The sequence below is a fragment of the Pantoea sp. UBA5035 genome (assembly GCF_002415245.1).
GTDB classification, from domain to species: domain Bacteria; phylum Pseudomonadota; class Gammaproteobacteria; order Enterobacterales; family Enterobacteriaceae; genus Pantoea; species Pantoea septica.
Window position 1 is genome coordinate 168,758 of the sequence record NZ_DICD01000011.1, and the last position, 9,279, is coordinate 178,036.

At 62.7% G+C, this 9,279-nt stretch carries 14 protein-coding genes and 2 pseudogenes; all 16 read right to left on the reverse strand.

Going from position 1 to position 9,279, the window contains the following annotated elements; genetic code table 11:
- Window positions 1-59: 59 nt before the first annotated feature.
- Window positions 60-650 carry a tail fiber assembly protein gene (locus B3229_RS08370; protein WP_286870342.1) on the reverse strand — a complete coding sequence of 197 codons (591 nt, stop codon included), beginning with the start codon at window positions 648-650 and terminating at the stop codon, window positions 60-62.
- On the reverse strand, window positions 650-1,711 hold the full coding sequence (locus B3229_RS08375) for a phage tail protein (protein ID WP_286870343.1): 1,062 nt from the start codon (window positions 1,709-1,711) through the stop codon (window positions 650-652). Before B3229_RS08375 ends, B3229_RS08370 begins: the two co-directional genes overlap by 1 nt.
- A complete protein-coding gene (locus tag B3229_RS08380; RefSeq protein ID WP_286870344.1) occupies window positions 1,708-2,316 on the reverse strand; it encodes a phage tail protein I in 609 nt (202 codons plus the stop codon). Before B3229_RS08380 ends, B3229_RS08375 begins: the two co-directional genes overlap by 4 nt.
- Window positions 2,309-3,217: a baseplate assembly protein gene (locus B3229_RS08385; RefSeq protein WP_048782420.1), complete on the reverse strand. Its 909-nt coding sequence runs from the start codon at window positions 3,215-3,217 to the stop codon at window positions 2,309-2,311. Before B3229_RS08385 ends, B3229_RS08380 begins: the two co-directional genes overlap by 8 nt.
- Window positions 3,218-3,221: 4 nt before the next feature.
- Window positions 3,222-3,569, reverse strand: coding sequence for a GPW/gp25 family protein (locus B3229_RS08390; RefSeq protein WP_376785465.1), 348 nt, complete (start codon window positions 3,567-3,569; stop codon window positions 3,222-3,224).
- A complete protein-coding gene (locus tag B3229_RS08395) occupies window positions 3,569-4,159 on the reverse strand; it encodes a phage baseplate assembly protein V (RefSeq protein ID WP_286870346.1) in 591 nt (196 codons plus the stop codon). Before B3229_RS08395 ends, B3229_RS08390 begins: the two co-directional genes overlap by 1 nt.
- 71 nt (window positions 4,160-4,230) lie before the next feature.
- Window positions 4,231-4,686, reverse strand: coding sequence for a phage tail protein (locus B3229_RS08400; RefSeq protein ID WP_048782414.1), 456 nt, complete (start codon window positions 4,684-4,686; stop codon window positions 4,231-4,233).
- Window positions 4,625-4,939, reverse strand: a pseudogene (gene lysC / locus B3229_RS08405) (Rz1-like lysis system protein LysC); the annotation flags it as partial. The gene B3229_RS08400 and the pseudogene lysC, both read right to left, overlap by 62 nt.
- Window positions 4,860-5,198, reverse strand: a pseudogene (locus tag B3229_RS08410) (LysB family phage lysis regulatory protein); the annotation flags it as partial. The pseudogenes B3229_RS08410 and lysC, both read right to left, overlap by 80 nt.
- Complete coding sequence (locus B3229_RS08415; RefSeq protein ID WP_048782410.1) at window positions 5,195-5,704, reverse strand: lysozyme; 510 nt, start codon at window positions 5,702-5,704, stop codon at window positions 5,195-5,197. The pseudogene B3229_RS08410 and the gene B3229_RS08415, both read right to left, overlap by 4 nt.
- A complete protein-coding gene (locus B3229_RS08420) occupies window positions 5,701-5,910 on the reverse strand; it encodes an HP1 family phage holin (protein ID WP_033755066.1) in 210 nt (69 codons plus the stop codon). The genes B3229_RS08415 and B3229_RS08420 overlap by 4 nt, the downstream gene beginning before the upstream one ends.
- A gap of 2 nt (window positions 5,911-5,912) precedes the next feature.
- Window positions 5,913-6,116, reverse strand: coding sequence for a tail protein X (locus tag B3229_RS08425; RefSeq protein WP_048782408.1), 204 nt, complete (start codon window positions 6,114-6,116; stop codon window positions 5,913-5,915).
- A 355-nt stretch (window positions 6,117-6,471) separates the two neighbouring features.
- Window positions 6,472-6,663 carry a hypothetical protein gene (locus tag B3229_RS08430; RefSeq protein WP_033755060.1) on the reverse strand — a complete coding sequence of 64 codons (192 nt, stop codon included), beginning with the start codon at window positions 6,661-6,663 and terminating at the stop codon, window positions 6,472-6,474.
- Between the two features lie 166 nt (window positions 6,664-6,829).
- The gene (locus B3229_RS08435; protein WP_286870347.1) at window positions 6,830-8,800 is read right to left on the reverse strand and encodes a replication endonuclease; all 1,971 of its coding nucleotides are present in this window, start codon (window positions 8,798-8,800) and stop codon (window positions 6,830-6,832) included.
- Window positions 8,800-9,024 carry a TraR/DksA C4-type zinc finger protein gene (locus B3229_RS08440; protein ID WP_286870348.1) on the reverse strand — a complete coding sequence of 75 codons (225 nt, stop codon included), beginning with the start codon at window positions 9,022-9,024 and terminating at the stop codon, window positions 8,800-8,802. The genes B3229_RS08435 and B3229_RS08440 overlap by 1 nt, the downstream gene beginning before the upstream one ends.
- Complete coding sequence (locus tag B3229_RS08445; RefSeq protein WP_286870349.1) at window positions 9,024-9,242, reverse strand: DUF2732 family protein; 219 nt, start codon at window positions 9,240-9,242, stop codon at window positions 9,024-9,026. Before B3229_RS08445 ends, B3229_RS08440 begins: the two co-directional genes overlap by 1 nt.
- Window positions 9,243-9,279: the final 37 nt, after the last annotated feature.

The following is a 9,279-nucleotide window of genomic DNA, read 5'->3' on the forward strand; positions in this document are numbered from 1 at the left end:
GCTTTAAGAACCGCTTGGAAAGAATGGAAGGCACGCTATCATGTAACGAAGTTTGCGTATTAAACAGCTACTACTGGCCATTTTATATCTGGCGCAGAGCTGGTATCTGTTTTTTGTAGCACTTTAATATAGGATAACCAGTTTATCAAACTCGCTTTATCCTCATTTTCGATAATACCTAACTGCAGCTCAGTCTGCCAAATACTGATCTTTGCCTGCGCTTCTGCCAATAAGGATGCCTTTTTACGCTCTGCGGACTTAACTTGTGCAGCGTTTAGTTCCTCAGTATCTGTTACCCACTTTGTCCCATCCCATTTATCGAAATCGGTAGCCGGCTTTGACGCGGTTGTTCCAGCTGGATAATCACCTGGCTCAGTAACTTCTATCTCAGCACCATCCGCAATCGCGTATACCGTTTCACCCCGGTGATCGGCCATGGCCTGCCATTTACCTTCACGAAAAACAGCTACATTATTTTTCTTAACAACTAGCGGCGACACAATAGTTGCATTTGCAGGCACGCCAACGCCCTGCGGCAAATACTCTTCAGTGGTATTTATATACTCGCCGCTTTTCGCATCGTAATTGTAGATAGTTATCATACCAGCTGTATCTGCCAGACCGTTTTTATCCAAGACTATTTTCAACATTATGCGGCTCTCACAATGTAATTGAATGAAATATTACGTGGGCGGGTTTCACCTGCAATACGGGCAGCTCCGCCATTAAAATTACGCCCTGAAACTTCTCCAATTAAATCTGCATCCCCTGTAAAATCAGCACTCCCGTCTGGGATAGCAAAGTTGCTTCCTGAGCCGCCGACAAAGCGTAACCTCATAGTCCGATGGCCATGGTTCTGTAATGCGTCTATCTGGCTGCTCATTAAGGTGCGACCAGTATCAATCCCGCGCCCATCATCCCAGCCGCGAATAAACTCGCCGCGCAGATCGGGAAGCTTCAACGTCGGATATGCCTTGGCCAGCAAGGGATACGTCGCGGCAGAAAACGCCGCCCCGTTACACTTCAGCCAGCCTGATGGCGGTGTGGCGGACGGCCACGGAATCGGCACGCCTACCGGTAGCGCCGAGCCTTCTCCTAAACCAAGGTTTTGTAGAACATCCGCCACCTTCCCCGCACTCTTCACCTCCGCCAGCGCGTTCGCAATCTGCAGATACTGTTTATGCGGGTTCGCCGCCGCGACATGATCAGCGATGCCCTTATCCGCGTACTGCTTCGCCTCGATAATGTTGTCATCCACATACTGGCGCGTCGCCAGCACCACCGACGGGTCGATCTTCAGCGTCACTGACGCGGCGCTGTTGACGATGATAATCATGCGCACCGTCTGCGTGCGGCCGCTGCCCTCCTGCAGCTGCGGCTTATAGGTCTCGGCGCAGTTGGCGACGGCAATCATCACGCCGTCGGCGTCAAACAGGCCGATTTCGCGGATCCAGAAGCCGCCTTCGTTCTCGGGGATAATCTGCTCGGCGATAATCTGGCTGCTGTTGGCCGCGTCGACGCTTAATGAATTCAGCGCCGCGCGGCGTTTCTCGCCGATAAGCTTCGTCTGCGAGGCATCTGGCGTCGGCAGCGCGCCGCCGCCGTCGCCTACCGCCATTTCAGTGATCTGCAGCTTAGTGCCGAGCGCCGTGGCGTTCGCCAGCTTAGCCGCGCCCTGATTGGTCAGCAGGGCATAATATTTCGTTGTCATGTGCGCACTTCCGTCAGGTCAATTAAATGTACCGCTGAGCCGGTGAAGCCAGGCCCGTTCACGGTGATGATTTCAGGGGTATAGGGATAAACCGTTAGCTCGTCGCCGCTGTAGCTGGCGGCGGCTACCGGCAGCGTTCCGCTCGAATCGAGATTGATCGAAAGGCCAATCAGATGCCGACTGCATGGCTTCGCATCGGCGATCAGCCGCTCCAGCTCGTTGTACATCTCCTCGGTAATGCCGGTATCGAGCACGCCGACGTCGAGGCGAAACGTGCCCGGCGCGTCGCCGGTTTTCCACCACTCGATAATGCGGATCAGATAGCCGAGCGGCTCGACGATGCGCCGCAGCGAACCGATAGTGCCTTTATGCCGGTGCACGTACTCCGAAGCGGCCACGACGTTGCGTTTGGTCGCCTCGTTCCACCCGGCGTCCCAGCGGTCGACCGACCAGGCCCAGGCGAGATAAGGCAGCAGCGCCACCGGGCAGGTCTGCGCGTTCCATAGCTGGCGCAGCGGCACCGGCATCGCCTCGATATCGGCGCACGCCCGGGCGGCGGCGACCTCGAGCAGCGAGGAGCCAGTCGGCAGCAGCCGATCACTCATCGGAACCTCCTACAGTGATGCTGTAGCCGCTGCACCAGGCAGCCTGGGTTTTATCCAGCACCACATCGGCCGTCGGCTGCGCCAGCTCGACGCGCTGCACGCCTTCTACATGCAGCGCGGCGTAGAGCGCCGACTGGCGAATATCGCGTCCCAGCCGCGACTGGGCGTTGATAAAGGCGAGCAGCTTCGCTTCGGCGGCGGCGCGGATCGGCTCCGCTTCCGGGCCAGGATAGAGAAACAGCGTCGCGTCGACGCGGTAGCTGACGATGGCGGCCGCCTGCACCCGAACGCGATCGGCCACCGGACGCACATCCTCGTCGTTGAGCGCGTTCGCCACGATGGTGAGCAGATCGGCAGGCGCGGTGCCGTCGCCTTCGCGGCTCAGCACGGTGATCACCACCTCCGCCGGCGCCGGGCTGGTAGCGGAAACGTCCGCTATGCGTCCATCGGCGCTTTTGGCGTGATACTCGTAGGCGCCGCTAGGCCCCGCCACGCTCAGCCCTTCGAACGCGGCGGCGATGCGCATGCGGAAGTTGTCGTCGCTCTCCATCACCGCCGCGGTCGGCGGCAGCGTGCTGCTGTCCGCCGCCCTCAGCGTCAGCCGGGTCACGCCGTTGTTGGCGCCGAGCTGGTCGAGATCGGCGCCGGTCGCCCAGGCGACCATATTGGCTTTGGCCGCCTCGTTGATGCGCTGGCGCAGGATCAGCTCGCGATAGGCGTTCTCCTGCAGCAGCTTCACCAGCGGCTCCGACTCCAGCGCCAGCGTGCGGGTTATCGCCGCCTGCTGCTCGGCCGGATAGAGGGAAATCAGCGTCGCCTTGCGCTCGGCCAGCAGGGTTTCATAATCCAGCGCCTCCACCACGTCGGGCGCAGGCAGCTGGCTCAGGTCAATGGTTGCCATAGGTTCAGCTCACGGGAATGGTCAGGGAAAATGCTTGCGTTGTATCGCTGCGGCTACCGGTAAGCTCTACCGTCATGCCGCCGTCATACGACGCCTCATAGCTGATAGCGCTCAGCTGAATGCGCGGCTCCCACTGCAACAGCGCCATATAGCAGGCGGACATGATTTGCAGGCGCAGCGCCGGGTTTTGCGGCTGGTCGATCAGCGCCGACAGCAGCGAGCCGTAGCGGCGACGCATGACTCGGGAGCCGAGCGGCGTGGTCAAAATATCGCGCACCGACTGGCGGATATGCTCCAGCTCCGCCAGCGCCGCGCCGCTGTCGCGGTTCATCCCGATATATCTTTCGGCCATCACTGCGGTCCTCCAGAAAGATCGCCGCCCGACTTCACGCCGCCATGCTGATGGGCGTCCACCACGATGCCGTTAGAGCTCAGGCTGCCGCCGCTGTGGGTCACATTGCCCTGCAGCGTGCCGCCGCCGGTCACCTCCAGCGTGGCGGTTTTCAGCTTTGCGCTGCACTCCACCAGCGGCGCGTCGAGCAGGATGCTGGTCGCCGCCTGCAGGCGTGCGGTCTGAATGCCGCTCGCCCTGAGCGCGCCGCTCTGCGGCTCATACTCGATAACCGCGCCGTCGGGAAACGCCCAGTGCAGCGCATCAGCCGAGGCGGAAGGCGCAGGATGGCTGTCGGAGAAGATGCCCGGCAGGATAAAGCCGGTATTCAGCTCGCCGCCCAGGCTCAGCACCAGCACCTGCTCGCCGATTGACGGCGCGCTCCAGGCGCGAGAGCGTCCGGCGCGGGCGCTGAGCCACGGCAGCCAGCCGGTTTCATTGTCGCCGCTGCGTACGCGGCAGCGCCCGCTCTGCGGATCCACCGCCGAGACGGTGCCGATGCGGATAAGGTTGCGCAGCAGGCGCAGGATTTCGCTGATATGTTCGTTCATGTCGCTAGTGTTACCTCCGGTGCATGCGGCCAGCAACGCGACGCCGACCGCTGAGAGATGACAGAACAGCTTTAGCGCTGCCACTCGCTGACCAGCGCGCCGTGCACCCAGAGCTGCAGCGGCGCGTTATCGTTAGCGGGCGGCGTCGGCTCGCCGGGAAAGGTGACCTGCAGCGCGCTCTCCTGCTGCGTGACCAGCACGCGCTCGGTCAGCTGCAGGCCGATGCTGAGCGCGCCGGAGGCGTCGGCGGCGAAGGTAAAATCGCTGCGTCGCTTCTCGGCGTTGCCCATCATTTCCGGCTGGTTATCCCGCAGCCAGGCGAGCAGCGGCACGATAACGGCCTCGATATCCTGCTCAACGTCGGCGAGGGTTAATTCCAGCCGGTAGCGATACTCAAAAGAGAGCGACGGCGCGCTGGTCGCCACCACCGTTCCGGCGGCGATCGCCATGGTCAGCCGCTCCGGGTTTTGCTGTAGCTGCGGCACGCTGCGGCTCAGCGCCGCGCGTAGCTGTTGAGGTTTCTGCATCCTGTTGCTCCTGACACGCTTTAATGGTTTCAATCTGCAGCCCGCAAGACGCGAGCGCAGCCTCTAGCTGACGGTTATCTGCCGCCAGATCGCCCTGCGTCTGCAGGCTGTTGCCCGGCACTGGACAGCTGTTCACGCGCGGACAGCCAGCCCAGATAATCGCGGGCGTTGTCGAAGGCGGGACGGCTGTGCAGCCGGATAAAATCGTCAGGCAGAGCGGCAGCAGACCACTCGCGTAACGCCTGGTTTGCATTGGTTTCCCTCGCTATTTGCACTTCGCGGTTAAGAGCAAGGCGGCTGGCCTGACTCTGCTGCTGACGCAGCGCCGCCTCGCGTTTGCTGTTCGCCTGCGCCTCCTGATTGACGCGGACGATGGTCCGATCGCGGCTGGCGGGCTCGGCGGAGAGCGCGGGGCTGGCGCGCTGCGCCTCGCGTGGCTGCGCCGCGACCTGCGCGCCGCGCCAGCCGGTGAAGGCGAGCGCCAGCAGCAGCGCAAGGCACAGGCGCGTCATGGGACGCCTCGCAGGCACCAGGCGCGCTCCCGCTCGCGCCGCTGCGCCAGCCCGGCGCTTTTCACGCCGTTAACGTAGATCCAGCGCGGCAGCTGGTCGCACGCCGCGCGCCAGCGCTGCTGATTGAGATAGCTGGCCAGGGTCGAGCGGCAGGCGGCGCCGGCGCCGACGTTGAAGGCGAAGCTCGCCAGCGCGTCCCAGACCGGCTGCGGCATCGCCACCGGCACGCAGAGAGAGAGCTGGCGTTCGACGCGTATCAGGTCGTCGACCAGATTGACCGCCGCCTGGCGCTCGCTGACAGCGCTCTGCGGCGTCACTCCTGCGGTGTGGCCGATGCCGTTGGTCCAGACGCCGGCGCTGCACTGATAGGGCGAGGTGCGGCAGCCCTCCGCGTCGGCCAGCAGTTGCAGACCGCCGGAGGAGATTTTCAGGGTCTCGAACTGCGGCAGCAGCGCGGCGATCGCCAGCACGGCGACCACGGCGCAGCGCTTCGCGGTCTGGCTCACGACAGCCTCCCTGCGCGCCGGCGCTGAAGCTCATAGGTTTTGCGACGGTAGTGCCAGTTGATGAAAAAGGTCGCTACGTTGACGATCAGGGTAATGACCGCCACGCCGGAGCCGACCAGAAACGCGATATCCTGAATGGTGTGGCGGCCCAGCCACATCAAAAACAGGCTGACCAGGTAGTTAATCAGCGAGCTGGTTTTCTCCATCTTCAGTCCCACAGATTGACGGTTTCGCCAGTGGCCGCGTCTGGCAGTTCGGGCAGCGTCAGCGCACAGCCGTGCGGCAGGACGGCGCCGCGCTCGGCGAGGCCGGGATTGGCGGCGTAAACCTGCTCGACCGCCTGCTGCGTGCGGCCGTAGTAGCGATAGCAGATCTCATCGACCGTATCGCCCTGGAGCGCGTAAATATTCATGGCGATAGCTCCCCATCGGACCCGCGGACGGGCACGCTAAAATGGTGCGTCACTGTTCTTGTTCCCCGCTGGAGGTGGTGTCGGCAGACCCGGGTTCGGGCCGTTAATTGCGGCGGCGCTTGCGCGTCGTCCGGCATAGCCAGTCTCCTCGCTGCGGGGCGACGGCTCAACGCCGTCCCGCCCGCTGGAATATGGGCAAACAGCCAGATCGCGGCGCAAAAAAAACGGCACCCGAGGGTGCCGTTATTGCTTCAGTTCAGCCGTCGTCAGACGGCGCGAGCGTCAAAGGGAAAGGTGTGGGATCTGCCGCTTATGATGCGTCGAGCCATCGCCTCTCATCGCTATACCTGCATTGTTATTTATTAGTGGGTATGGCGGAGAACGAAACGGCAAATTCCTTGTTTTTTATCATCATGTCGCCGGCAATCTCGGCGATCAAAGCGAGGGCCACTTCCCGGTCGCGTTCCCTGCAAACTCCTTCAGTGGTCAGACGTGCAATGAGCTCGACGCGCTCAAGCATTACCTGTTCTTGTAAATCAGTATCCACTTTCCCTCCCCCATTTTATAACTGTATATCTATACAGTAGCACAGCATGCAATCTGATATAAAGAAAATTAAGATCTGAGCGACCTCCCTTTAGGCTATTGATATAGAAACTTTTTTGGCGTGATAACCCCTAAGCCAAATTAGTAAAAAAGGCGGAAAAAGCGCGTCAGGGCGGCGTATTTTGACTGTATAAAGCGCCATCGCCAGCCGGTTTCGCCCTTTTTTTCACTGCCGGATCAGGCCAATGATTTAACCGCGCTAATACGCCTGGCCGGCGCGCCATCCGCGTACAGTTAATGACAGAACTCCAAGCTGAAGCATCCTGTTCGAGATTGTCAGCCTCCGCTTTACGCTTCGGCACCAGCTTCCAGTTAACCAGCCGGGTCAGCAGCGGTTTCTCGTTGCCCGTGGCGCTGAGGTAGACACCTTTAATGCGCGTGATCTCTTCGCCCCAGCTGTTGCGCTCTTCGGCCTGTTGATACCAGACGCGCACCGCCAGCTCATCGCGCCGCACGAACGGGCCGCCCTGGGCGTTGACGTAGGCGGCCCAGTCGCCGCTGTCCGCCGCCGCGCGCGCTTCGGCCAGCTCGTCGCTCATCCTGCGCAGCCCCTCGCCGTCGGTGAGACGGCGCAGCTCGCGCCAGACGGTCACCGGCGCGCCGCCGACAAACTGAAACTGACGGATATGCCAGCGTCCCGCCCAGGCGGAAACCGCGGCGGCGCAGTCGCGCAGCGGCTCGCCGCTCTCGCTGTCCCGCTCGCCGTCGAGCGCGTAGCCATCGATGTTTTTGGCGATATATTTCGCGATGTAGCCGGTGGCGCTGCCCTTTTGCGGATCGATGGCGGTGGTGTGAAAGCGCGCCTTGCGTGCTTTTTCGCTGGTCAGCTCTTCGCTCTCCTGCTGGCAGGCGTACTCTGTCAGGATCTGGCGCACCTGCGCGGCCTGTTGGGGACGCATAAACAGCAGCAGATGCCAGTGCGGCGTGCCGTCATGGTGGGGTTCGGCGACGCGGATGCCGAACAGGCGGATCTGCTCGCGGTGCAGCCTGGCGCGCACTTTTTGCCAGAGCTGACAGAGGTAGCGCTGCGTCTCAGCCGGGCTGGCGCCGCGCCATTTTGGGTTGTGCTGGCCGCTGCCGAGCGTGGCGTGATAGCGCGCCGGCGCGGTTAGCGTGCAAAACTCGCCGACGTAGCCCATTTCATGGCAGATGGTTTCAAAGCCGCGAATGCGCGTCATCAGCTCGCAGCGGCGGATGGCAGGATTGGCGACGCTGCCGTCATGCTTGTCGATCAGGCTGATGCGGTTGCCCTCTTCGTCCTCTAGCTCCATGCTCTGCAAAAAGTCGCGGGTGCGGCGCTTCTGCTCGCGCCATTCGGCAATGGTGGCGCGGCTGGCGTAGGGCGAACGCGTTTTGCTGACCTGCGCCAGCGCAATCTGCAGATGCTCGCGCCATTCGGCGGCGATGCGGCGCAGCCGCCCTTTCCACCACGTCTCACCCTGCATACGCATAATCGCCGGCGTCGCCTCTTCCGGCGCGAAGAGGCGAGTAGTGACCTTCTGCCACAGCGGCGGCGTCTGGCCGAACTCGCGGGTAAGGGTCGCGGCGGTCAGATAGAGGTCGTGGCTGTAGCGCCAGTCCGATTCGCCGTGATTCTGCGCGTGCAGCTGCACCAGCTCGGCGAAGATAAAGCTGGCAATATCGCCCGCCAGCCGATCGACATCGGCGCGCGCCATATCGGGCAGCTGATTAAAGCGGCGCATCAGCTCCCACAGCGCGCCTGCCGCCGCCGCCGCGCCTTTTTCCTGTGCGGCTTGGCCGCTCAGCCGCGCGGCGACGCCGCGACGCATCGCGCCGAGCCGATACTGCGCGTTGACTCGCTCCACGCGCGGCAGCAGGCGATCGGCAAAGGAGGTCGTCAGCCAGGTCGCGGCGCGGGCCGCGCCGCGCTCGTGCGCCAGCCGATCGTGACGCAGCCTGATGGCGCGCTGCACCAGCGTCGGCTGTTGCTCCAGCGATCGCCACGCCTGCGACAGCGCCGCCAGCTCGCGACTGCGCTGCTGCATCGCGGCGTGAGTAGGATAAGGCGAGGCGATAGCCTGACGCGGCGCGTTCCACGGCCAGAAGAGGCGCTGCATTACCGGCCGCCCTGATAGTGGCGGCCGCGCAGCTCGGCAATCTCCTGACAGGCGACGCAGCGCGAAACGCCACTGATGGCGCGGCGACGCGCCTCGGGGATCGCGCTGTCGCACGCCTCGCAGAAGAAGGCGCTGACGCCTTTCGGCCGCTGCGTCACGGCGGCGATATCGAGCGCCAGCTGCTCCGCCTGACGCTGCTGCTCAATGTCCATACTATCGACCATTAGCGCAGCTCCTGCGATTCATCGCGGTAGCGCTGCGCCTCATAGCGGAGCAGCTCGGCGGCCTCGACGCCGCTTAGTCCCTGGCGGCCGATATGCGTCGCCATCGCGGCCAGACGGTCAGCGACCGCCTGCGCGCGGCCTCTACGTTCGTCGTAGCGCGCGGCGGTTAGCAGAACGTTCAGCGCATCGCTGTCGGCGTGAGGATTAGGGTATTTCATCTTTTCTCTCCTGAATTCAGGCAAAGGGAAGCCCGAC

What these genes read in the sequence shown, in the direction of transcription:
- B3229_RS08385 (WP_048782420.1), bottom strand. Translation starts at nt 3,217, where the DNA reads ATGGCAACCATTGACCTGAGCCAGCTGCCTGCGCCCGACGTGGTGGAG.
- B3229_RS08420 (WP_033755066.1), bottom strand. Translation starts at nt 5,910, where the DNA reads ATGGAGAAAACCAGCTCGCTGATTAACTACCTGGTCAGCCTGTTTTTG.
- B3229_RS08440 (WP_286870348.1), bottom strand. Translation starts at nt 9,024, where the DNA reads ATGGTCGATAGTATGGACATTGAGCAGCAGCGTCAGGCGGAGCAGCTG.
- B3229_RS08435 (WP_286870347.1), bottom strand. Translation starts at nt 8,800, where the DNA reads ATGCAGCGCCTCTTCTGGCCGTGGAACGCGCCGCGTCAGGCTATCGCC.
- B3229_RS08395 (WP_286870346.1), bottom strand. Translation starts at nt 4,159, where the DNA reads ATGAACGAACATATCAGCGAAATCCTGCGCCTGCTGCGCAACCTTATC.
- B3229_RS08390 (WP_376785465.1), bottom strand. Translation starts at nt 3,569, where the DNA reads ATGGCCGAAAGATATATCGGGATGAACCGCGACAGCGGCGCGGCGCTG.
- B3229_RS08375 (WP_286870343.1), bottom strand. Translation starts at nt 1,711, where the DNA reads ATGACAACGAAATATTATGCCCTGCTGACCAATCAGGGCGCGGCTAAG.
- B3229_RS08445 (WP_286870349.1), bottom strand. Translation starts at nt 9,242, where the DNA reads ATGAAATACCCTAATCCTCACGCCGACAGCGATGCGCTGAACGTTCTG.
- B3229_RS08425 (WP_048782408.1), bottom strand. Translation starts at nt 6,116, where the DNA reads ATGAATATTTACGCGCTCCAGGGCGATACGGTCGATGAGATCTGCTAT.
- B3229_RS08370 (WP_286870342.1), bottom strand. Translation starts at nt 650, where the DNA reads ATGTTGAAAATAGTCTTGGATAAAAACGGTCTGGCAGATACAGCTGGT.
- B3229_RS08380 (WP_286870344.1), bottom strand. Translation starts at nt 2,316, where the DNA reads ATGAGTGATCGGCTGCTGCCGACTGGCTCCTCGCTGCTCGAGGTCGCC.
- B3229_RS08400 (WP_048782414.1), bottom strand. Translation starts at nt 4,686, where the DNA reads ATGCAGAAACCTCAACAGCTACGCGCGGCGCTGAGCCGCAGCGTGCCG.